Annotated in this window: 22 protein-coding genes; 10 read left to right on the top strand and 12 right to left on the bottom strand. The window is 61.9% G+C overall.

What is annotated here, in order from left to right; all coding sequences use genetic code 11:
• The first annotated feature begins 126 nt into the window (after window positions 1-126).
• Window positions 127-708, top strand: coding sequence for an NADPH-dependent FMN reductase (ssuE, locus tag EC919_RS22250; protein ID WP_133776481.1), 582 nt, complete (start codon window positions 127-129; stop codon window positions 706-708).
• 9 nt (window positions 709-717) lie between these two features.
• On the opposite strand, the gene EC919_RS22255 is transcribed toward ssuE, so the two are convergent.
• From EC919_RS22255 to EC919_RS22265, 3 genes are all read right to left on the bottom strand, one after another.
• On the bottom strand, window positions 718-993 hold the full coding sequence (locus EC919_RS22255) for a hypothetical protein (protein WP_133776482.1): 276 nt from the start codon (window positions 991-993) through the stop codon (window positions 718-720).
• A 298-nt stretch (window positions 994-1,291) separates the two neighbouring features.
• Entirely contained in the window at window positions 1,292-2,662 is a 1,371-nt protein-coding gene (locus tag EC919_RS22260) for a gluconate:H+ symporter (RefSeq protein ID WP_133776483.1), read from the bottom strand.
• 104 nt (window positions 2,663-2,766) lie between these two features.
• Window positions 2,767-3,669, bottom strand: a complete 903-nt coding sequence (locus EC919_RS22265; protein ID WP_133776484.1) for a LysR family transcriptional regulator — start codon at window positions 3,667-3,669, stop codon at window positions 2,767-2,769.
• A gap of 130 nt (window positions 3,670-3,799) precedes the next feature.
• On the opposite strand from EC919_RS22265, the gene EC919_RS22270 reads away from it, so the two are divergent.
• The 3 genes from EC919_RS22270 to EC919_RS22280 all read left to right on the top strand — a co-directional run bounded on the left by EC919_RS22270 (window position 3,800) and on the right by EC919_RS22280 (window position 6,970).
• Entirely contained in the window at window positions 3,800-4,501 is a 702-nt protein-coding gene (locus EC919_RS22270) for a CoA transferase subunit A (protein ID WP_133776485.1), read from the top strand.
• Window positions 4,502-4,592: 91 nt separating this feature from the next.
• Window positions 4,593-5,249 carry a CoA transferase subunit B gene (locus EC919_RS22275; protein WP_133776486.1) on the top strand — a complete coding sequence of 219 codons (657 nt, stop codon included), beginning with the start codon at window positions 4,593-4,595 and terminating at the stop codon, window positions 5,247-5,249.
• Between the two features lie 302 nt (window positions 5,250-5,551).
• Window positions 5,552-6,970, top strand: a complete 1,419-nt coding sequence (locus EC919_RS22280) for a short-chain fatty acid transporter (RefSeq protein ID WP_133776487.1) — start codon at window positions 5,552-5,554, stop codon at window positions 6,968-6,970.
• Window positions 6,971-7,304: 334 nt separating this feature from the next.
• Here the strand turns inward: EC919_RS22280 and EC919_RS22285 are convergent, their stop codons facing one another.
• Together EC919_RS22285 and EC919_RS22290 are read right to left on the bottom strand one after the other, a co-directional pair.
• Window positions 7,305-7,631, bottom strand: a complete 327-nt coding sequence (locus tag EC919_RS22285; protein ID WP_133776587.1) for an antibiotic biosynthesis monooxygenase family protein — start codon at window positions 7,629-7,631, stop codon at window positions 7,305-7,307.
• A gap of 4 nt (window positions 7,632-7,635) precedes the next feature.
• Window positions 7,636-8,346: a CTP synthase C-terminal region-related (seleno)protein gene (locus EC919_RS22290; protein ID WP_133776488.1), complete on the bottom strand. Its 711-nt coding sequence runs from the start codon at window positions 8,344-8,346 to the stop codon at window positions 7,636-7,638.
• Window positions 8,347-8,435: 89 nt separating this feature from the next.
• Between EC919_RS22290 and EC919_RS22295 the strand changes: the two genes are divergently transcribed.
• Window positions 8,436-9,314, top strand: a complete 879-nt coding sequence (locus EC919_RS22295; protein ID WP_133776489.1) for a LysR family transcriptional regulator — start codon at window positions 8,436-8,438, stop codon at window positions 9,312-9,314.
• 190 nt (window positions 9,315-9,504) lie between these two features.
• On the opposite strand, the gene EC919_RS22300 is transcribed toward EC919_RS22295, so the two are convergent.
• From EC919_RS22300 to EC919_RS22315, 4 genes are all read right to left on the bottom strand, one after another.
• Window positions 9,505-10,410 (bottom strand): helix-turn-helix transcriptional regulator, encoded by a 906-nt coding sequence (locus EC919_RS22300; RefSeq protein ID WP_133776490.1) that lies wholly within the window; start codon window positions 10,408-10,410, stop codon window positions 9,505-9,507.
• A 96-nt stretch (window positions 10,411-10,506) separates the two neighbouring features.
• A complete protein-coding gene (locus tag EC919_RS22305; RefSeq protein WP_133776491.1) occupies window positions 10,507-11,196 on the bottom strand; it encodes a fumarylacetoacetate hydrolase family protein in 690 nt (229 codons plus the stop codon).
• A gap of 136 nt (window positions 11,197-11,332) precedes the next feature.
• Entirely contained in the window at window positions 11,333-12,097 is a 765-nt protein-coding gene (locus EC919_RS22310) for an SDR family oxidoreductase (RefSeq protein WP_133776492.1), read from the bottom strand.
• 72 nt (window positions 12,098-12,169) lie between these two features.
• Window positions 12,170-13,102 (bottom strand): 2-hydroxyacid dehydrogenase, encoded by a 933-nt coding sequence (locus tag EC919_RS22315; RefSeq protein ID WP_133776493.1) that lies wholly within the window; start codon window positions 13,100-13,102, stop codon window positions 12,170-12,172.
• Between the two features lie 274 nt (window positions 13,103-13,376).
• Between EC919_RS22315 and EC919_RS22320 the strand changes: the two genes are divergently transcribed.
• Together EC919_RS22320 and EC919_RS22325 are read left to right on the top strand one after the other, a co-directional pair.
• Window positions 13,377-13,829 carry a DUF2442 domain-containing protein gene (locus tag EC919_RS22320; protein WP_133776494.1) on the top strand — a complete coding sequence of 151 codons (453 nt, stop codon included), beginning with the start codon at window positions 13,377-13,379 and terminating at the stop codon, window positions 13,827-13,829.
• Window positions 13,830-14,071: 242 nt separating this feature from the next.
• Window positions 14,072-15,211: a glycerophosphodiester phosphodiesterase gene (locus EC919_RS22325; RefSeq protein ID WP_133776495.1), complete on the top strand. Its 1,140-nt coding sequence runs from the start codon at window positions 14,072-14,074 to the stop codon at window positions 15,209-15,211.
• 137 nt (window positions 15,212-15,348) lie between these two features.
• Here EC919_RS22325 and pyrF read toward each other — a convergent pair whose 3' ends face one another.
• On the bottom strand, window positions 15,349-16,047 hold the full coding sequence (gene pyrF, locus EC919_RS22330; protein ID WP_163022158.1) for an orotidine-5'-phosphate decarboxylase: 699 nt from the start codon (window positions 16,045-16,047) through the stop codon (window positions 15,349-15,351).
• Window positions 16,048-16,222: 175 nt separating this feature from the next.
• Between pyrF and EC919_RS22335 the strand changes: the two genes are divergently transcribed.
• Window positions 16,223-16,390 (top strand): DUF2897 family protein, encoded by a 168-nt coding sequence (locus tag EC919_RS22335; RefSeq protein ID WP_065986232.1) that lies wholly within the window; start codon window positions 16,223-16,225, stop codon window positions 16,388-16,390.
• Window positions 16,391-16,507: 117 nt separating this feature from the next.
• Here EC919_RS22335 and EC919_RS22340 read toward each other — a convergent pair whose 3' ends face one another.
• Window positions 16,508-17,338 (bottom strand): substrate-binding periplasmic protein, encoded by an 831-nt coding sequence (locus EC919_RS22340; RefSeq protein WP_133776496.1) that lies wholly within the window; start codon window positions 17,336-17,338, stop codon window positions 16,508-16,510.
• A 569-nt stretch (window positions 17,339-17,907) separates the two neighbouring features.
• Between EC919_RS22340 and EC919_RS22345 the strand changes: the two genes are divergently transcribed.
• Together EC919_RS22345 and EC919_RS22350 are read left to right on the top strand one after the other, a co-directional pair.
• Entirely contained in the window at window positions 17,908-18,450 is a 543-nt protein-coding gene (locus tag EC919_RS22345) for an exonuclease domain-containing protein (protein WP_133776497.1), read from the top strand.
• Between the two features lie 90 nt (window positions 18,451-18,540).
• On the top strand, window positions 18,541-18,828 hold the full coding sequence (locus tag EC919_RS22350) for a pyrimidine/purine nucleoside phosphorylase (protein ID WP_133776498.1): 288 nt from the start codon (window positions 18,541-18,543) through the stop codon (window positions 18,826-18,828).
• A gap of 21 nt (window positions 18,829-18,849) precedes the next feature.
• Here the strand turns inward: EC919_RS22350 and EC919_RS22355 are convergent, their stop codons facing one another.
• Window positions 18,850-20,628 (bottom strand): ABC transporter transmembrane domain-containing protein, encoded by a 1,779-nt coding sequence (locus EC919_RS22355; protein ID WP_133776499.1) that lies wholly within the window; start codon window positions 20,626-20,628, stop codon window positions 18,850-18,852.
• Window positions 20,629-20,708: the final 80 nt, after the last annotated feature.

Here is a 20,708-nt window from a genome sequence, read left to right on the forward strand (position 1 = left end):
AATGGCGAGCGCTGGCACGCATGCTGCTTTAGTACCGGCAAAGGGTCTTCACGCCCATTACCTCGCGATGATCGCGGCCTGCTCGGTGCCTGGCACCTCGGGTGACTGACCCCAAGGAAACAACACATGTTGGTAGTTTCGATTTCAGGTAGCCCTTCCACCCGGTCGCGCTCGGGCGTGGTGCTGCAACATGCTGCGCACTGGCTCAAGGACCGTGGTGTGGAAGTGAACGGTGTGCGTATTCAGGATTTCAACGCCGAAGACTTGCTCTACGCCCGTTTCGACAGCCCGCAGGTGGTCGCTTTCATCGAAGCGGTGGCAAAAGCGGACGGTCTGCTGATCGCCACGCCGGTGTACAAGGCATCGTTTTCGGGGGCGTTGAAGACGCTGCTCGACCTGCTGCCGGAGCGTTCACTGCACGGCAAAGTGGTCTTGCCGATCGCCACCGGAGGGAGCATTGCGCACATGCTGGCGGTGGATTACGCGCTAAAACCGGTGCTGTCCGCGCTGAAATGCCAGGAAGTGCTGCACGGGGTGTTCGCCATCGACAGCCAGATCAGCTACGGCGAGCACGCGTTGGGCGGTGAGCTGGATGAACTGCTGACCCAGCGTCTGCATGAGGGTCTGGATCATTTTCTATTGGGCCTGCAACACCGGACCCATGCGCGTCACAAGGAAGCGGGCGGGCATTTGAAACTGGCGTTGTAGGCTTTCTACTCAACCCTGACGTGCTTTCGAAGCAACGCTCACTTCGGCGCTCACTTCGCCCCGGTTATCGAACGCGTGGGCGCGTTGCAGCTGTGGCTGTTCCATCAGTTGCGCCTTGCGGGCCTGGAATTCGTCGTAGGACAAGCCGCGACGGTTGAGGTCTTCAAGGGCCAACTGGTGGGTTTCTTCAGCGCTGTAAGGGCGCAGTTCGGGATGGTTGCCAGCGGCGCAACCGGCGAGAACGGAGGCGGAGAGTAACAGGGAGAGGGCAAGAAGACGGTTCATTGGGAGCCTCCATTCGGCTCGTTTCTGGAATGAAGCCAAGGCTACGCGCCGGGCCTTTCCAGCAGAAATCAGTCGTCTTGATAGTGGCTATCGGGTTGGGCGGTGACTGGGCTTTTTGCGTTCGAAAAGCAAGATCAACGGCTTTCCGGCTGAAGCCGGTCCTACAGACACCGCATACCCAATGTAGGACCGGCTTCAGCCGGGAAGAGGCCCGCATGACCGCCATCAATTTCTTGGCAAATACCATTCCATAGGGCTGCTCACTCCCAAAAGGCTTCAGCGTTTGCTCTGGACATGGTCAGACCAAAAAGTGCCACAGCAGCGACGTGCCGATCAGCCCCACCACCGACACAATCGTCTGCAGCACCGACCAGACCCAAATGGTTTGCTTCAATTGCAGGCCGAAGTATTCGCGGACCATCCAGAATCCCGCGTCGTTGACGTGGCAGAAGAACACCGAGCCCGCCCCGATCACCAGTGCCACCAGTGACGCTTCCACCGGCGCCAGCCCGGCCATCATCGGCGCGAGAATGCCCGCCGTGGTGGTGGTCGCGACGGTGGCCGAACCGGTCGCCTGACGCAACGCGACGGCAATCAACCACGCCAGCAGCAGGTACGGCATGTGCGCGCCTTCGGCCACTTTGCTGATGGTCTGGCTGACACCGGCGTCCAGCAGGGTTTGCTTCAAGCCGCCGCCGGCACCGATGGTCAAGAGCAGCACGGCAATCGGCGCCAGGCTTTTACGCAACGTGCCGCCGACTTGCTCACGGGAGATACCATTGGCCCAGCCCAGACATACCGTCGCCGCCAGCACCGCGATGCCCAGCGCCACCAGCGGTTCACCGAGGAATTTCAGCGTCAGCGCGATGTTGCTTTCCGGCTCCATGGCGATTTTCGCCAAGGTGCTGCCAAGCATCAGAATCACTGGCAACAGGATGATCAGCAACGAGATGCCGAAGCTTGGCTGTCGGGAGGCAGTGGGCTTGGCCGAAAACAGCTCGCCCAGCTCCGCCGGCTCCTCAATGTGCATGCGTTTGGACAGCCAGTTGCCGTACAGCGGACCGGCCAGAATCACTGCCGGCACCGCCACGCAAAACCCCAGCAACATGGTCAGGCCGAGGTCGGCGTGCAAGGCGCTGACCGCAATCAGCGGCCCCGGGTGCGGCGGCATCAGGGCGTGCAGCGTGGTCATGCCGGCCAGCGCCGGAATGGCGATTTTCAACAGCGGCTGATTCGACTGCCGCGCCATGACGAAGATGATCGGCACCATCATCACCAGGCCCACTTCGAAGAACAGCGGCAGGCCGATGACCATGGCCACCAGGGCCATGACCCACGGCAGCATCTTGCCCTTGCCCAGCCCCAGCAGCGTCGAGGCAATGCGGTCGGCCGCACCCGATTCGGCCATCAGCGCACCGAGCATGGCACCGAGGGCGATGATGATCCCGGCCTCGCCCAGAATCCCGCCCGCGCCCTTGCTGAACGCCTTCGCCACTGCCTCCGCTGGCAACCCCGCCCCTATCCCTGCGATGAATGTGCCCACCAGAATCGACAGAAACGGCGGGAGCTTGGTGGCGCTGATCAGCACGATGATGGTGGCAATGGCGATCAGGCAGCAGATGATCAGGCGAGTGTCATGAAACACCCAGGCAGCAGACGACAGATCCAACGCGGACCCCCTTCTCGTTCGGTTTTTATCTCAGGATGGTTTGAAACAACATGTTTCAACCGGCCGAACCATACCGGATGCGGCATTGCGTCGCAGTTAAATTTTCACAGGATCTGGCCGATTTGCCCCCGCGCACATTCGATCAGCACCTCGCGCAGCCCTTGGGCTGCTGCCGACAATTGGTGGTCCGCCTGGGTCATCAACCCAATACGTCGCTCGATACGCGGGCCTTTCAGGGCAATGCAGCGGGCGCCGAGTTCTTCCATCTGCGCGATGCACAGCGACGGCACCGCGCTCACGCCCAGGCCGTTGGCGACCATGCGGCCCACCGTCGACAGCTGATGGCTTTCGAACGCCACCGACAGCTTGCCGTGCTGGCTCCGCAGGTCCTGCTCCAGCAACAAGCGCACGGCGGACGGGCGCTGCAGGGTGATGAAGTCGTGGCGCAGCAGTTCTTCCCAACTCACTTCGCGGCGCGCGGCCAATGGCGAATCCTTAGGCACCACGGCGACAAAACGATCCATGTAAAACGGCGTGAAGATCAGGTTATTGCCCGCCTCGGGCTCGAAGCCGATGCCCAACTCCACGCGCCGATGCCCGACCATCTCCACCACCTGCTCGTTGATCACGTCGTGCACCGCCACGTTCACCCGTGGGTAACGCTCGCGAAACACCTTCAGCGCAATCGGCAGCAGATTGCCTGCGTATGACGGCATGGCGGCCACCGACACTTTGCCCATTTGCAGGGTAAACCGCTGACGCAGGAGTTCTTCGGTGTTGTCCCAGTCGGCGAGCAATTGGCGGGCCAGCGGCAGTAAGGCCTCGCCCTCCGGGGTCAGGCTGACGTTGCGCGTAGTGCGGGTCAGCAATTGCCCACCCAGGTCTTCCTCCAGCGCCTTGATGGTCAGACTCAACGCCGGTTGCGACACATGCAGCCGCTCCCCCGCCTGGGCGAAACTCAAGCACTGCGCCACCGCCAGAAACGCCCGTAGCTGTTTCACGTTCATATATTTGGATTACTTATCAATTGATCAAAAAAACAAAATTAACAAATCAGTGCGTGCGAGAGAAGATGCGGCCAACGCTCTCCGATGCTTAGATTGTCGGACACAACTACAAATAAGGCGGGATCTCACCATGGCTGGACTCGACAAACGCGTGGCAACCTACGCTGAAGCCCTCGCCGGGCTGACCGACAACATGACCGTGCTGTCCGGCGGCTTCGGACTGTGCGGCATCCCGGAAAACCTCATCGCCGAAATCAAACGCATGGGTGTGAAAGGCCTGACAGTGGTTTCCAACAACTGCGGCGTCGACGGCTTTGGCCTCGGCATCCTCCTGGAAGACCGGCAGATCCGCAAAATGGTCGCGTCCTACGTCGGTGAAAACGCCCTGTTCGAGCGCCAGTTGCTCAGCGGCGAGCTGGAAGTCGAGCTCACTCCCCAAGGCACCCTGGCGGAAAAAATGCGCGCAGGCGGCGCCGGCATTCCCGCCTTCTATACCGCCACCGGCTACGGCACGCCTGTCGCAGAAGGCAAGGAAACCCGTCAGTTCAACGGCCGCAACGTGATCCTGGAAGAAGCCATCATCGGCGACTTCGCCATCGTCAAAGGCTGGAAGGCCGACCACTTCGGCAACGTGGTCTACCGTCACACCGCGCAGAACTTCAATCCGGTGGTGGCCACAGCCGGCAAGATCACCGTGGTGGAAGTCGAAGAAATCGTCGAACCCGGCGTCCTGCTGCCCACCGAAATCCACACACCCGGCATTTATGTCGATCGCGTGATCCTGGGCACGTTCGAGAAGCGCATCGAGCAGCGAACCGTCAGAAAAGCCTGACGCCAGCGTCGTACTCGAACCGATTTCCCACTTTGTATTTCCGGTGCTGGGGCTTCCCACAGGCCGGACAGAATAAAAGAGACCCAAGACCATGGCACTCTCCCGCGAACAAATGGCACAGCGCGTTGCGCGCGAACTGCAAGACGGCTTCTACGTGAACCTGGGCATCGGCATTCCGACCCTGGTCGCCAACTACGTCCCCGACGGCATCGACGTGATGCTGCAGTCGGAAAACGGACTGCTCGGCATGGGCCCGTTTCCCACCGAAGACACCATCGACGCTGACATGATCAACGCCGGCAAACAGACCGTGACCGCGCGCAAGGGCGCTTCGATCTTTTCGTCGGCCGAGTCCTTCGCGATGATCCGTGGCGGCCACGTCGACCTGACCGTGCTCGGCGCGTTCGAAGTGGACGTCGAAGGCAACATCGCCTCGTGGATGATCCCCGGCAAGCTGGTCAAGGGCATGGGCGGCGCGATGGATCTGGTGGCGGGTGCCGAGAACATCATCGTCACCATGACCCATGCGTCCAAGGACGGCGAATCCAAGCTGTTGTCGCGCTGCAGCCTGCCGCTGACCGGCGCTGGCTGCATCAAGAAAGTGCTGACCGACCTCGCTTACCTGGAGATCGAAAACGGCGCCTTCGTGCTGCGCGAAACTGCACCGGGCGTGACCGTCGATGAAATCATCGCCAAGACCGCCGGCAAACTGATCGTGCCGGATGACGTGGTGGAAATGACGTTTTAACGGCGATGGCGCGGTACTTGTAGGAGCGCGCTTGCCCGCGAACCGCGGACGGCCAGACACCCACGCAGTGTCTGAAAGCCCCTTTCGCGGGCAAGCGCGCTCCTACAGGATCCGCGTCGTGCTTGGCATTTTGGCAACACCCTGAGCATTCGCCACACCCGCACCTTTGGTCAGACCGCCCTGCCTCTTCAGCGATGAAGGGGCTTTGCTGTCTCTGAGCCGGTGCTTTTTTCGCGTTACCGCCAACACTTGAAACTGCCGTCCAAAAAAAACCTGAACAATAACTCCAAGAGGTAATACACGTGGCCGCCGACATCGAAGAAAGCCGCTCCGCCCGTTTTGCCCTGCGTTGCGCCAAATGGGCGGAACGCTGGTTCCCGGACTCCTGGGTGTTCGCCGCCCTCGCCGTGGTCATCGTCACCCTCGCCACGCTGGTCATCGGCGCCAAGCCCGCCGACACCGCTAAAGCCTTCGGTGACGGCTTCTGGAGCCTGATCCCCTTCACCATGCAAATGGCCTTCGTGGTCATCGGCGGCTACGTCGTCGCCAGCTCGCCGCCGGCGGTCAAACTGATCGACCGCCTGGCGCGCATCCCGAAGAACGGCCGCTCGGCTGTGGCCTGGGTCGCGCTGATCAGCATGGTGGCCTCCCTGCTCAACTGGGGTTTGTCGCTGGTCTTCGGCGGCCTGCTGGTGCGTGCCCTCGCCCGGCGTACGGATTTGAAAATGGACTACCGCGCCGCCGGTGCCGCGGCTTATCTGGGTCTGGGCGCGGTGTGGGCGCTGGGCCTGTCGTCGTCCGCCGCGCAGTTGCAAGCCAACCCGGCCAGCCTGCCGCCGTCGATCCTGGCAATCACCGGGGTGATTCCTTTCACCCAGACGATCTTCCTCTGGCAGTCCGGGGTGATGCTGCTGGCGTTGGTGGTGGTCTCGATCATCGTTGCCTACGCCACGGCGCCCGGCCCGGCCAACGCCCGCGATGCCAAGGAGTGCGGCATCGATCCAAGCTTCAGCCTGCCGCCGCTGCCGCCACGCACCCGCCCGGGCGAATGGCTGGAATACAGCCCGCTGCTGATCATTCTGATGGTCGCGCTGGCGTCCGGCTGGCTGTACAACGAGTTCAGCACCAAGCCCGCAATCACCGCGATTTCCGGCCTGAACACCTACAACTTCCTGTTCATCATGGTCGGTGCGCTGCTGCACTGGCGTCCGCGCAGTTTCCTGGATGCCGTGGCTCGCGCCGTGCCGACCACCACCGGGGTGCTGATTCAGTTTCCGTTGTACGGTTCGACCGCAGCGCTGCTGACCACCGTCAAGGGCGGCGATGCGCAGACGGTCGCGCACCACATCTCGACGTTCTTCACCAGCATCGCTTCCCACGACACCTATGCGCTGCTGATGGGCGTGTACTCGGCGATTCTCGGGTTCTTCATTCCGTCCGGCGGCGGCAAGTGGATCATCGAAGCGCCGTACGTGATGCAGGTCGCCAACGACCTCAAATACCACCTCGGCTGGGCGGTGCAGATCTACAACGCCGCCGAAGCGCTGCCGAACCTGATCAACCCCTTCTACATGCTGCCGCTGCTGGGCGTACTGGGCCTGAAGGCGCGGGATTTGATCGGCTTCTCGTTCGTGCAACTGCTGGTGCATACGCCGCTGGTGTTGTTTCTGTTGTGGGTGTTGGGCACGACGTTGGCGTACATCCCGCCGGTCATGCCTTGAGGGAGAAACGATCTCTAAACGAGGTTGAGAGACTCCATACTCCCTTTGTGGGAGCCGGCTTGCTGGCGAAAGCGTCGTGTCAGTCGCTGGACATTTCACGGGTTAACCGCGTTCGCCAGCAAGCCGGCTCCTACGGATTTTGTGCACGACCGACATTCCTCAGCCGTCGCAAAACCCTCTGTAGGAGCGCGCTTGCCCGCGAAGGCGTCGTGTCAGTCGCTGGACATGCCACGGGTTAATCGCGTTCGCCAGCAAGCCGGCTACTACGGATTTTGTGTACGACCGACATTCCTCGGCGGTGGCATAACCACCTCGAAATGAGCTTGATCGAGCATCAACGTCCGAAGCTGTATTCGCGCTCCACCCTGGCAACCCGTGTGGTGCATTGCCGATACCAGGTCGACCGGCCGCGCTCACGGATTTCTCGGTGTTCCGGATGTTCCTTCCAGGCCAGGATCGCGGCTTCGTTGGCCCAGTACGACACGGTGATCCCCAGCCCATCGTCGCCGCGTACCGACTCCACACCGAGGAAACCCGGCTGCTGACCAACGAGTTCGAGCATCCGCCGGGCGGCGTCGTCATATTCCAGGGCTTCGAGCTCAGTGCGCACCGAGGTAAAAATCACCGCGTAATACGGCGCGCCAAAGGTGTTTGCCATCACCATGTCAAATCAACTCCGCCGCGCAGGCCAGCACAAACGCCTTCACCAGCGGCGGGGTACTGCCCTCCAGCGCGGCGCGTTCCGGTTGAAACAACGTCGCGATGAAAAACGGATGACCGTCGAGCTCCATCGCGCGCACCTCGTCGTCTTGGTCATAGCCCGACACTTTCAGCGGGCCGGCAAAAACATCTGCTTCCAGTTCCTTGCGCAAACCGTAACGGCAGCGGTAGCGCTCCTGTGTTTCCAGCGTCCCATACGCGGCGGCAATCCGCGAACCCGGCCGCAGACGAATCGGTGCAAAGGCCTCGACCAGCGAACAGCTTAACGGCGTGATAACTGCGTTTTCCGATTCCGGCGCGGTCTCGGCGTGCTCGGCATCGGCCCAGCCCAAATGATTGCGCGCGTACTCCAGCAACGCATGCTGAAAGCCGCCGCACGTCCCGAGAAAAGGCACCTGCCGTTCGCGAGCGAAGCGAATTGCCGTCAGCGCGCCGTCCATGTCGCGATAGGGGCTGGCCGGTACGCACCAGATGCCCTCAAACGCCTGCAGGCTCGCGCCATCCCCGATGTCCGTCGTCGGCAGCCACACTGCCTGAACATTGAGCCCGGTTTCGTTCGCTACCCTGTCCAGCGCCACGGGTATCGCCTGATGCGCCGGCACGCTCGGGTCGTAATCGCCCACCAGCGCGATCCGGATTTTTTGCCCTTGAGTCATAAGTGCTCCCTGATATCAAAACGCTTTGCGTAAGGTCCGGGGGCGACTATAAGCTTGTCGCCCTGCAATCAGAATTGGCGTCCAGGCAAGTGTTCAATGCAGCCGCGCACTATCGAATCAATCATGCCGACCTCAGCCTCATCCTCGCGCTGGTGCGGGGGCGGACGCTGGCCAAGGCGGCCGAACTGCTGAAGGTCGATGTCTCGACGGTGTTCCGTGCGGTGCGTCGGATGGAAAAGTCGGTGGGCACGGCGCTCTTCGACAAGAGCCGCGCCGGCTACGTGCCGACCGGTGCAGCGTTGGCGCTCGCCCAGCAGGCCGAGAGTGCCGAGAATGCCTTGGCCCTCGCGCAGTTGAGCCTCGAGCAGGGCCGGCAGGTCGTCAGCGGCACCGTGCGCCTGACCTGCACCGAGGCCGTATTGCAAAGCCTGTTGCTCCCCGCCCTGAGCCGATTCATGCCGAACTACCCGGGCCTGCGCCTTGAGCTGAACACGTCCAGCACCTTTGCCAACCTGAGCCGCCGCGACGCCGACATTGCGCTGCGTCTGACCAACACGCCGCCTGAGCACCTGGTCGGCACCCGCCTGGGCACGGTTGCGTATCGGGTCTGTTCGAGCGAAGCCTACGTGCATCGCTGCAGTGATCTGGCCCTCGACGACATGGCCTGGATCGCCCCCGACGATTTCCTCCCCGATCACCCGACCGTGATGTGGCGCCGGCAGCATCTGCCCGGCGTGAACCTCGCCTACCGTTGCAGCTCCATGCTGGCCGTGGCCCAACTGGTGCGCGCAGGCATGGGCGTGGCAGCGCTGCCGGATTTCATGCTGAAGGACAGCGAGCTTCAGCCCGTGAGCGAAGCGCTCGAAGGGCATGACACCGGGCTGTGGCTGCTGACCCGGCCGGACTGCCGGGCGCTGCGCTCGGTGTCGGCGCTGTTCAGCGAGCTGACCAAGGCGATTGAGCTGTAGGGGGAGCGGAACGAGAATTGGCCGACGACGTATGACTCCGTAGGAGCCGGCTTGCTGGTGAAAGCGGCGTGGCAGTCGCCGGATACTTCACAGGCAGATCGGGTTCGCCAGCAAGCCGGCTCCTACAGAGTTGGCGCACCACCAATACGCCCAGCCCGTCGCAAGGTCCAGGCAGCGAATCCTTACTTCCTCAACCACCCCGCCGCTCCCGACGAAACTGCCCTGGCGGCATGCCGTGGGCTTTGCGAAAGCGCCGCGAGAAATAGGCTTCGTCGGTAAACCCGCAGATTTCGGCGATGTGGCTCAAGGGTTTGTTGCTGTTCATCAAATGCGTGCGCGCCAGCCGCATGCGCCGCTCCAGGACCAGTTCGGAAAAACTGTTGCCGGTTTCCTTGCGCAGCAGGTGGGTCAGGTAATTGGGCGACAGAAACGCCGCCGCCGCGGCATCGGTGAGGGTCATGGCCGGATCGGCGATGTGCGCGCGGATGTACTCGATCACCCGACTCATCGCATCGCGACGTCCACGCCGCTCGGCCTTGTTCGCCGACAGCGCCAGCAACTGCGCTTCGTAGCGATTGCACACTGTGCCGATCAGCTGCAACAGGCAGCCGCGCAGGATCGCGCCAGAGCCCAACTGCCGGGCGCGGTCCATGTCGCGCATCTGCCTCAACAGCGCGGCCACTTCGGCGAAGTCAGCGTCATCGAGGGTGAAATCCAGATGCTCCTGAAACCGGAACGGCGCCAACTCAGGCGCCTCGGCGACGGGCACGTCTTCAAGGTCCATCGGATCGCACTGCAGATGCTGCAGGAGAAATTCCTGAGAAAAATTGATCAGCACAAAATTGCCGTCTTCCGGGTGCGGAATCACGTGCAATCGATGGGGCAGGATGAACGCCAGAGTGTTGCGCGGAAACGGCCTGACCGCGCCACCGATGTGCTGCACGGTGTCGCCACCGAGGTTGATCTGGATCTGGAAATATTCGTGACGATGGGGCGCTGTCAGCGCAGGTCGCGCGGACTTGTCACGGATGTAGAAATCCATGCGGTCGCTGCGCTGCTGCATGCCATAGGTCTGGATGCGGGAGGGATGGGCCATCGCTGAAACACCTGAAATCGCCGGTTCGGACTGCCCCATGGTAGGGCAACCGCGGCAGCCGGACCAAACGATTCTCAGGCGGACGTCAACCTGGGATCAGCCGATTGTCACACTCAGTTCGGCAATGCCTTCGATCCCGGCGGTGACCACATCGCCGCGCTGCAACGCACCCACCCCGGCTGGCGTGCCGGTGTAGATCAGGTCGCCCGCTTTGAGGCCCACCGATTGCGACAGGTGCGCGATCACGTCCCGCACAGCCCAGATCTGGTCAGCCAGATCGCCACGCTGGCGGCGTTCGCCATTGACGTCGAGCCAGATCGCGCCGGCTTCCGGATGGCCGATCTCGTTGACCGGGTGCAACGGCGTGGCGGGCGCGGAGGCGTCGAAGGCTTTGGCCCATTCCCACGGCCGGCCCATTTTCTTGGCCTGCGCCTGCAAGTCGCGGCGCGTGAGGTCCAGACCGACGCCATAGCCCCATACGTAGGTCAGGGCGTCCTGCGGGTCGATGTTCACGCCGTCCTTGCCGATCGCCACGACCAGTTCAATCTCGTGATGCAGGTCCTCGGTGAGCGGCGGATAGGCAATCCGGCCTTCAGCGGGCACCACGGCGTCGGCAGGCTTCATGAAGAAGAACGGCGGCTCGCGGTCAGGGTCGTGGCCCATTTCCCGGGCGTGATCGGAGTAATTGCGGCCGACACAGAACACACGGCGAATCGGGAAACGGCTGGCCGTCCCGGCAACGGCCAGGGACGGTGTGGCAACAGGGGCAATAACGAACTCGGTCATGGCGGTGTCCTCGATTGAAGGTGGCTGGGCATGGGTTGAGTATGGCGTTTGAGTGCTCAGCCAGGTTGGACGGAACCCACCAGGTTTTGGACAAAACAACGCAACGCGACTCAATTCAAGTCAACGAGCCGACAGATCAGCCACGCCCTACAAACGGCATGCTGCTGGCCATGACCGTCATATTCAGCACGTTGGCCGACAGTGGCAGCCCGGCCATGTAACTCACCGCTTCAGCCACGTGCTGCACATTCATGGTCGGCTCGACCTGCAGCTCACCGTTGGGCTGCAACACGCCTTTGGTCATGCGATCGGTCATTTCGGTGAGGGCGTTGCCGATGTCGATCTGGCCACAGGCGATATTGAACTGCCGACCGTCCAGCGCTGTGCTTTTGGTCAGGCCCAGCACGGCGTGTTTGCTGGACGTATAGGGCGAGCTGAACAGCCGTGGCGTGTGCGCGGAAATCGAACCGTTGTTGATGATCCGGCCGCCCTGGGGCACCTGACGCCGCATGAGGCCGAACGCTGCGCGCACGCACAAAAACATCCCGGTGACGTTGGTGTCGATGACGTTCTTCCACTGCTCCACCGACAGCTCATCCATCGGCACTGCCGGTGCGCCGATACCGGCGTTATTGAACGAAACGTCCAGCCGCCCGAACGTGTTTTCGATGGTCGCGAACAGCGCCTCGACGCTGGCCGGGTCGCGCACGTCCGTCGGTACCGCCAGCGCCTGCTGGCCGGCAACCTTTGCCTGTTCGACCAGCATCTGCAAGGGCTCTGGCCGACGCCCGGCCAGCACCACGGCAAAACCATCCGCCAACAACTGTAGGGCCACGGCACGGCCAATGCCGCTGCCGGCGCCCGTGACCAGAGCGACTTTCAAACCTGAAGATGAAGACATGGGCGATTACTCTTGTTATTGGGAAGGTGTTGTTGGAAAAGCTGTCATTAGAAAGAGTCAGACGGCCAATCGTCAGCTGTGAACAGGGGTCAGCACCGGCTTGCCCGCATAAAACGCCAGCAGGTTGTCGGCGACCATTTGCACCGTGTCACGGGATGCTTCCGGCGACAACCCTGCCAGATGCGCCGTGAGGACCACGTTGGTCAAGGCTTTCAGCGCATCGGGGACGTGGGGCTCGTCGTCGAATACGTCCAGCGCCGCCCCGGCCAGGCGGCCGTGCTGGAGCGCGTCGATCAGCGCGTCGGTGTCGACGACACTGGCCCGGGCGATGTTGACCAGGAAGCCCTCGGCGCCCAACGCCTCGATGGCGGCCTTGTCGATCAGGTGCCGCGTCGACCCGCCGCCCGGCGTTGCCACCACCAGAAAGTCCGACGCTTCGGCCAGCGCCAGCGGCGTCGCGCAGTAGTTGAAATCCACGCCCGCGCGGGGCGAGCGGCTGTGATAGTTGATCAGCATGTCGAACCCCAGCGCGCGTTTGGCGATGGCCATTCCGACCGAGCCAAGGCCGAGAATGCCCAGGCGTTTGCCGGCGAACGAAGGCCGTGTGACTTTGCGCCATTCGTTGCGGCGCGCCGACGCGTCGGCCTGGGGAATGTCGCGAACCGCTGCCAGCAGCACTGCCATAGCGTGGTCCGCCACGGTCGGGGCGTTCACCCCTGCCCCGTTGGTCACCACAATGCCCCGCGCCTCGGCGGCTTCGAGGTCGACGCGCTCGTAGCCCGCGCCAATCACACAAATGATGCCGAGGTTCGGCAGCGCGGCCATTTCCTCGGCGGTGAACCCCAGCGGCCCACGGGTCAACACCGCATCAATCTCCCCGCCCCCGTTTGCCACCGCCTTGGCGCGCATCGCCGGCGTCGGCGCCAGAATCAGGCGAAAGCCGCTGCTTTCCAGAATCGGCAAATACATGTTCACGCTTTCAACCAGCACCAACACCGTTTTCATCATCCCTCCGCTGCGCGACATTCGTGGTGCTGACAGTAGCGCGAGTTAGAGCGGTTGGGCAGGGTTGGAAGCCAGATAGAGATGGATTTCATAATAGACACGGTGCCGGATAACCACCCCCTGCATTTTTCTTGGCTAAACCGAAGCCCACTGAGCTAATCCGTCCACAAATCTGGCACTGGGCATTTCCTGGATATGGATCTGCCTGTAAAACGTCAGCAGCGCTAAACGCAGTTGTACCTCGCGGGTACGTCGAGCCATTGGAGATTGAGTTATGAAGGTAATCAAAGCGCGGGAATATGATGATCAGCCCGTTACCCAGCGGGTCCTGAACCAGGCCATCGACCAGGGGCGCAAACGAAATGCGCCCAACATTCAGCCGACAACATTACGTTTTCTCAGTGAGCTAAATGCCTTGGCCATCGGTTTTTCCGACCAGACAGCCCTCCTCCTCCCTGTCGCCAATTACCCCGAGCTGCGCGAGCTCTCAGGCAGCGAGCTCGGGCAGATGGAGTTGGGATTCGGCGGCAAGGCCATCTGCCTCGATCATCGCGATTTGCATATGTCGATCTCGGGCATGATTTCGGCCAGCGAGTCGCTCATGGGCGTTGCCGGTAGCCTGATCGCGGCGCGGAACGGGCGGCGCGTCAGTGCGGCAAAAGCCACCGCTTCGAAGGCTAACGGATCGAAAGGCGGGCGACCGCGCAAAAAAGTTGCCGAGACGTAGTCCCCGGTTAGCGTCCGTCGGCACCTCAGTGTCATAAAAATCCCGGAAACTGGCAGCGCGCTAACGCCTGTAACTGACAGCAATCCCCCTTCACAACGATAACCCCGGTTGCCCGTCATGCCGGTTGCTGTTTAAGGTTTGTGCCTTGGGACACCTGATTTCGTCACGATAAAAACGATGTGCCACGGGGTGCGGCAACGGCTGCGCCATGAACGGACTTGCACAAAAGGAACGTCAGAACCATGTTGAAAGGATTATCCAGAACGTTGAGCGGCGCCGCGATTGCCGGTGTGTTGTTGTCATCCGCCGTGGCCCTGGCGGCCGCGGACACCGGCAAGGAACCGGGTCGGGCGCTGGCGGCGAAGATCGGCGTGCCGTGGCCGGCGGTGATTGCCCATCGCGGCGCATCGTTCAATGCGCCCGAAGAGACGGTTCCGTCCTACACGCTGGCCCGCGAACTGGGTGCTGACTACCTGGAGATGGACATCCAGCGCACCAAGGATGGCGTGCTCATCGCCCTGCACGACAACACGCTGGAGCGCACCACCAACATCGCCGAGGTCTACCCGCAACGGGCCAAGGACCCGCTGAACACGTTCACGCTGGAAGAAATCAAGCGCCTGGACGCCGGCTCCTGGTTCAACAAGGCCTACCCGGATCGCGCACGCGCCACCTACGCCGGGCTGAAGATTCTGACACTGGACGAAGTCATCGACATTGCCGAAGGCGGCAAGAACAAGCCCGGTCTGTACATCGAAACCAAGGTGCCGGCGCAGTTTCCGGGCATTGAAGAAGATTTGAAGAAGAAGCTCGATCAGCGTGGCTGGCTGGGCCAGCGTCCTGCTGCCGAGAAAGGCTACGTCAATGTCGCCCACATGCCGGGCCGCGTGGTGCTGCAGACCTTTGAAAAACCAAGCCTGGAATTGCTGCAGAAGAGCATGCCCGACACGCCGAAAGTGCTGCTGCTGTGGCTGGGTGACGGCTCCATCGAAACGGCGTCGGGCAAGACTTTCAAGGATTCGGGGGCCAAGGACAAAGCCAGCTTCTACGCCAGCCAGCAGGTGAAATCCAAAGAAGAGTTCGCCGCCTGGATGGACTGGGCCAAAGCCCACGGCGCCGTAGGTACCGGGCCGTCAGCAGCACTGAAGAACGGCGGGGACCAGAGTTACAGTGACCTGGTGCAGCCGTGGATGAACAAGATGGCCCACGATCGCGGGATGATCGTTCATCCGTACACCGTGGATGACGCGGTGGATTTCAAGGCGATCAGCGAACAGGGCGTGGACGGGTTCTTCACCAACCGGGCTTCGGAATTGCTGAAGTTCTACGGTCGGCCCTCGAAGGAAAGCATGGACTCAATCCTGAAGCGCAGCGGCTTCTGAGTGAGAAACCGGTGGTGCGCGCTACTGGCGAATACGGCGTGTCAGGCGGTAACCGGTTTCGCTGACATACCGCGATCGCGGGCAAGCGCGCTCCTACAGGGTGGAGTTGAGCAGGGGATGGCGGGTTGTTACGCCAGTTACGCCAGCTCCGCCACCACCGCAGCCAACGCCTTCGCCGGATCGGCCGCCTGGCTGATCGGGCGGCCGATGACCAGATAATCAGAGCCCGCATCCAGCGCTTGGCGCGGCGTCAGAATGCGACGCTGATCGTCCAGCGCGCTGCCAGCCGGACGAATGCCCGGCGTCACCAGTTGCAGTGACGGGTGCGCAGCTTTCAGTGCCTGGGCTTCCAGCGCGGAACACACCAGACCGTCCATCCCGGCTTTTTCAGCCAGCGCCGCCAGACGCAGGACTTGCTCCTGGGGCTCGATGTCCAGACCGATCCCGGCCAGGTCCTCGCGCTCCATGCTGGTCAGCACGGTGACACCGATCAACAGCGGCTTGGGGCCGGTGCGCTGATCCAGCACGTCACGGCAGGCCGCCATCATGCGCAAGCCGCCTGAGCAGTGCACATTGACCATCCACACGCCCATTTCAGCAGCGGCCTTGACCGCCATCGCCGTGGTGTTGGGAATGTCATGGAATTTGAGGTCCAGAAACACCTCGAAGCCCTTCGCGTTGAGGGTTTCGACGATGTCCGATGCGCAGCTGGTAAACAGCTCCTTGCCCACTTTGACCCGGCACAGCTTAGGGTCCAGTTGATCAGCCAGATTCAACGCGGCTTCGCGGGTCGGGAAATCCAGGGCGACGATGATAGGGGTCTGGCAGGCGGACATGAGCGGGTTCTCTGGCAAGTCGAAATCGGCGCGCATTGTAGCCGAACATCCCGCAGGGCGGGACCCGGCAATCGGTAAATGCCTGCCCGACCCGCGCCGGGCGTCGAGCATCTCCTACAATTGAACCACTGGACAGCGTCGCTGCTCCAATCCCTATCACAAGAAGGAGAGCGTTATGCCCTGGTATGCCTGGTTAATTCTGGTCGTTGCAATCGGCTCGATCGTCGGCGGTCTGCTGATGCTCAAGGATTCAGCGAAGAAACTGCCCCTGACCGATGAACAGCTCAAGCGCGTCCACGAGCGCAATGCCGAGATGGACGCAAAGGAAGCGCGGGACCGCTGAGTCTCCCCCGCCAAACGATACGGTTAAATCCCCTTGCAGGAGCGCGTTGCCAGCGCTCCTGCACCGCCCCCTTCCAATGTCGCGCCGCGCTTCTTCAGCCAGTCATACGTGCCTGCGTCAATCGCTCTTCGCGCCTTCGCCTTGAGCCACCGCGTGATGAGTGGACTGCGGCGTCACGGCAATACGAAACGGCTGAAAGATTTTGAACATCTCGCCGTTCTCCCGGAGCTCTTTGAGCAATTCGCTGAAGCGTTCGCCACTGATGGGCGCATCCGGGCGCAACAGCGCGTAATGCCGATACACCTGATCCACCCGATCCGAGACCAGAAACTGGTCGGCGTCCTGCGGGTTGTTCGACATGAACGTGCTCAGGTAGGAGCGCGTTACCAGCGCAATATCCGCACGGTCACGGAGCACCATCAGCAGGTTACTGTCATGGGAATAGGTCAGCGTGGCGTTGTAGTTGTCGGCAAGGAATTTAGGGTCGGCATCGAAACGGGCGAACGCGTAGTGATAGCCGCTGAACAGCGCAAGGCGCTTGCCGTGCAACTCATCGAAATACGTCTGGGTCCTGCCCTGCAAGCGATGGGCGACAAACACTTCGGCGTCTTCGAGCCCCATATCGACATCTTCATGGGGAATGCCTTTCCAACCCCAAGCGGGGTTTTCGAAAATGGCCATGTCGAAGCGCGCCTGCTGGAAATCGCGAAACCGGCGCGGAATGGAAGTGGGCACCGCTTCAAAGCGGTAGTCGTTCTGCATCGCGTTCAGCGCAGTGATCATCTGCGGCAAGAGCCCGGTGTCTTCACCTCGCTCGGGACGAATCGTATACGGCGGGAAATGCGCCGCACCGATGCGCACGACCTGCGTCGCACCGGCCTGCCAGGCCCACAGCGTTGTGGTCGTGAACAGCAGGGTTTTAAAAGCCATCCGCATCGGCGTGGACATCAAGACAAGGCACCTCAGGCGAAACGGAGTACGTAAGCTATGCGTTCGCGATCAATTAGACAACGGTCAAACAGAGGCTAAATCGCCCCTGTCATCCCAACTCCCGCCCTCCTTGCGTCTTGCTGCCCCCTGTCCATGTTTGTCTCTTCCCGGCTAAAGCTGGTCCCACTCACAGCGCGCGATATTCTGCAGGACCGGCTTTAGCCGGGAAGAGGCTCGTCTGTGCGCTACCCATTTGAGGGTGTGCCGCACGACGCTTTCCCGGGCAAAACCGGTCCCACTCACAGTGTAATTCCGGCTCAAGCCGTCCTTGTCCTTTGCGTTATCGACCGCACGGCGCTTTATGTGAGGACCGAATGCGCCTGCAACTTATGCCGAGGCGCGTTGGCCAGGCAAGGGCTGTCCCGGCCATATGCCAGTCAGACGCTACAAAAGACGCTGGCCCTGCAAACCTTCCTGACTGCCGCGAGTCCCAATCATGGATCATCTGCGCCGGGCAGTTGGACGTGAGGGCCGTGATGTGGCTACGCTCCAGAGCGCTGCCGCAGGTTATGAAACAGGAGTTCGAGATGTCCTACTGGCTGGTGATAGACCTGGAGGCCACCACCGAAGAGGGCGGATGGCCGGTAGCGGAAATGGAAATCATCGAAATCGGTGCGTCCCTGGTCAATCAGGACGGGCGCGAAATCGACCATTTCGAACGCTACGTGCGGCCTCTGCGCCGGCCGTTGCTGACGCCCTTCTGCCGCGAGCTGACGCACATTCAGCAGAGCTTCATCGACAGCGCTTTGACCCTGCCGGCCGTATGGCCACAATTCGAGCGCTGGATCGCCCAACACCGCGCGCGACTGGTCGCCTGGACCAGTTGGGGCGATTACGACCGTCAGCAACTGCAACAGGACTGGCGTCAGCACCAGCTCGCCAGCGAACTCGCCACCCTGCCCCACATCAACCTGAAACAACGCTTCGCCAAGGCCCGTCACCTGCAAAAACCCTGCGGCCTGAACACCGCGCTGCAACTGGCGGGAATGCATTTCAATGGCCAGCAACACCGGGCACTGTCGGACGCGCGCAATACCGCACGCTTGTTACCGTTGGTGATTCCCGGCTAGGTCGTGACGCATTTATCAAAGCGGATGACGGCCTTTTGTACGTTCGGCATACTGTCCGGCCTTTTCCAGCCTTTCCCAAGGAGATCAGCCATGTTCAAGGTCAACGAGTATTTCGACGGTACCGTCAAATCCATCGCCTTCAAGCAAGCAGCAGGCGACGCGACCATCGGCGTCATGGCTCCCGGAAAATACAACTTCGGCACCGGCGACCGCGAAATCATGTATGTGATCTCAGGCGAGTTGAAAGTACTGCTGCCGGGCGCCAATGATTGGGAGACCTTCAAAGCCGGCACGGATTTCAAGATCCCGGCGAACGTCAAATTCGATGTCGAAGCGACCGAAGAAACCGCTTACCTCTGCGAATACCGCAAGGATTGATGCGCAGATGCAGGTCGGCATTCAGCCGGCCTGCTCCACCCCGGCGTTGAACTGCAACGCTGCCAGCCGCGCGTACAGCGGGTTGCTGGCAATCAGCTCGCGATGGGTTCCCACCGCGATAAGTTTCCCCTGATCCATGACCGCAATACGGTCGGCGTTCTGTACCGTCGCCAGTCGGTGGGCGATCACCAGGGTCGTGCGGCCCTTCATCAATGTCGGCAGCGCCTGCTGAATCAGGTGTTCACTCTGGGCATCCAGTGCGCTGGTGGCTTCGTCGAGCAACAGAATCGGCGCATCGGCCAGTAATGCCCGGGCGATCGCCAACCGCTGACGCTGGCCGCCCGACAAGCCCATCCCGCCGTCACCCAAGTGCGTTTGATAACCCTGGGGCAGCAACTGAATGAACTCATGGGCATGGGCAATCCGCGCCGCCGCCTCCACCTGCTCGACGCTGGCCGCCGGGTTGCCGTAGCGAATGTTGTCCTCCACCGAGCCGAAAAACAGCGCCGGGGTCTGCGACACCCAGGCGAAGCAACGGCGCAGATCCAGCGGATCCAGGCGTTCGGCAGGCATGCCTTCAATCAGCACACGCCCCCGCTGCGGGTCATAGAAACGCAGCAACAGGTCGAACAGCGTCGACTTGCCAGCCCCGGATGGCCCGACCAGCGCCAGGGTTTCCCCCGCTTCGACGGTCAGGCTCAAGCCGTCGACGGCATTGCGTTCGGGGCGCGAGGGATAGGCGAAACTCAGGTTTTCCAGCGCCAGACGACCGCTGATGCGCGCCGGCAGCGTGAGCAGATCGCTGGCGGGCGCGGTGATTTCGCTGCGTGCCTGCAGCAATTCGGTGATGCGCTCTGCCGCGCCCGCCGCCCGTTGCATTTCGCCGACGACCTCGCTGAGGGTGCCGAACGCGCTGCCGACGATCAGGCTGTAGAACACGAACGCCGCCAGCTCGCCGCCGGAGATGCGGCCGGCAATCACGTCCATCCCGCCGACCCACAGCATCACACCCACCGCGCCCAGCACCAGCACGATCACCAGGGTAATCAGCCACGAGCGCTGCAGAATCCGCTTGCGCGCCGTCTCGAAGGCGTCTTCGGCGGTCTGCGCGAAACGCTGCCGGTCCTGCTCCTGATGGTTATAGGCTTGAACGGTTTTGATCTGCCCCAGGGCCTCGGACACGTAGCTGCCGACATCCGCCACGCGGTCCTGGCTCTCCCGCGACAGGCTGCGCACGCGGCGCCCGAAAATCAGGATCGGCGCGATCACCAGCGGCAGTGCAACCACCACAATGCTGGTGAGCTTGGGATTGGTGAAAAAGAGCAGGATGATCCCGCCGATGACCATCAGCGCGTTGCGCAGGAACATCGACAGCGACGAACCGATCACCGACTGCAACAACGTGGTATCGGCGGTGAGTCGTGACTGGATTTCCGAGCTGCGATTGTTCTCGTAGAAGCCCGGATGCAGGCTGACCAGATGATCGAACACCTGTTTGCGCAGATCCGCGACCACCCGCTCGCCAATCCACGACACCAGATAAAAGCGCGCGAAAGTGCCGATGGCGAGGGCGACCACCAACCCCATGAACAGGCCGATGGTTTCGTTGAGCAGCGTCGGCGAACGGGTCATGAACCCCTGATCGACCATCAGCCGGATACCTTGCCCCATCGACAGCGTGATGGCCGCGGTGACCACCAGTGCGAGCAACGCGCCGATGGCCTGCTTGCGGTACGGCGCGATCATGCGCAGGGCAAGGCGAATGGCATGCCGCTGACGGCCGGAGAACACTGAAGCCATGGAGGACACTCACGAGACGGATCAGCCGCAGAGCCTACACCTCCCTCCACGCGCACGCTCGTCAGCTTTCGCTGAACTCC

This window comes from Pseudomonas graminis (assembly GCF_004364335.1).
Taxonomy (GTDB): Bacteria; Pseudomonadota; Gammaproteobacteria; order Pseudomonadales; family Pseudomonadaceae; genus Aquipseudomonas; species Aquipseudomonas graminis_D.

Coding starts and splice junctions, on each gene's coding strand:
- ssuE (WP_133776481.1), top strand. CDS start 127: ATGTTGGTAGTTTCGATTTCAGGTAGCCCTTCCACCCGGTCGCGCTCG.
- EC919_RS22255 (WP_133776482.1), bottom strand. CDS start 993: ATGAACCGTCTTCTTGCCCTCTCCCTGTTACTCTCCGCCTCCGTTCTC.
- EC919_RS22265 (WP_133776484.1), bottom strand. CDS start 3,669: ATGAACGTGAAACAGCTACGGGCGTTTCTGGCGGTGGCGCAGTGCTTG.
- EC919_RS22270 (WP_133776485.1), top strand. CDS start 3,800: ATGGCTGGACTCGACAAACGCGTGGCAACCTACGCTGAAGCCCTCGCC.
- EC919_RS22275 (WP_133776486.1), top strand. CDS start 4,593: ATGGCACTCTCCCGCGAACAAATGGCACAGCGCGTTGCGCGCGAACTG.
- EC919_RS22290 (WP_133776488.1), bottom strand. CDS start 8,346: ATGACTCAAGGGCAAAAAATCCGGATCGCGCTGGTGGGCGATTACGAC.
- EC919_RS22300 (WP_133776490.1), bottom strand. CDS start 10,410: ATGGCCCATCCCTCCCGCATCCAGACCTATGGCATGCAGCAGCGCAGC.
- EC919_RS22305 (WP_133776491.1), bottom strand. CDS start 11,196: ATGACCGAGTTCGTTATTGCCCCTGTTGCCACACCGTCCCTGGCCGTT.
- EC919_RS22310 (WP_133776492.1), bottom strand. CDS start 12,097: ATGTCTTCATCTTCAGGTTTGAAAGTCGCTCTGGTCACGGGCGCCGGC.
- EC919_RS22315 (WP_133776493.1), bottom strand. CDS start 13,102: ATGAAAACGGTGTTGGTGCTGGTTGAAAGCGTGAACATGTATTTGCCG.
- EC919_RS22320 (WP_133776494.1), top strand. CDS start 13,377: ATGAAGGTAATCAAAGCGCGGGAATATGATGATCAGCCCGTTACCCAG.
- EC919_RS22325 (WP_133776495.1), top strand. CDS start 14,072: ATGTTGAAAGGATTATCCAGAACGTTGAGCGGCGCCGCGATTGCCGGT.
- pyrF (WP_163022158.1), bottom strand. CDS start 16,047: ATGTCCGCCTGCCAGACCCCTATCATCGTCGCCCTGGATTTCCCGACC.
- EC919_RS22335 (WP_065986232.1), top strand. CDS start 16,223: ATGCCCTGGTATGCCTGGTTAATTCTGGTCGTTGCAATCGGCTCGATC.
- EC919_RS22340 (WP_133776496.1), bottom strand. CDS start 17,338: ATGTCCACGCCGATGCGGATGGCTTTTAAAACCCTGCTGTTCACGACC.
- EC919_RS22345 (WP_133776497.1), top strand. CDS start 17,908: ATGTCCTACTGGCTGGTGATAGACCTGGAGGCCACCACCGAAGAGGGC.
- EC919_RS22350 (WP_133776498.1), top strand. CDS start 18,541: ATGTTCAAGGTCAACGAGTATTTCGACGGTACCGTCAAATCCATCGCC.
- EC919_RS22355 (WP_133776499.1), bottom strand. CDS start 20,628: ATGGCTTCAGTGTTCTCCGGCCGTCAGCGGCATGCCATTCGCCTTGCC.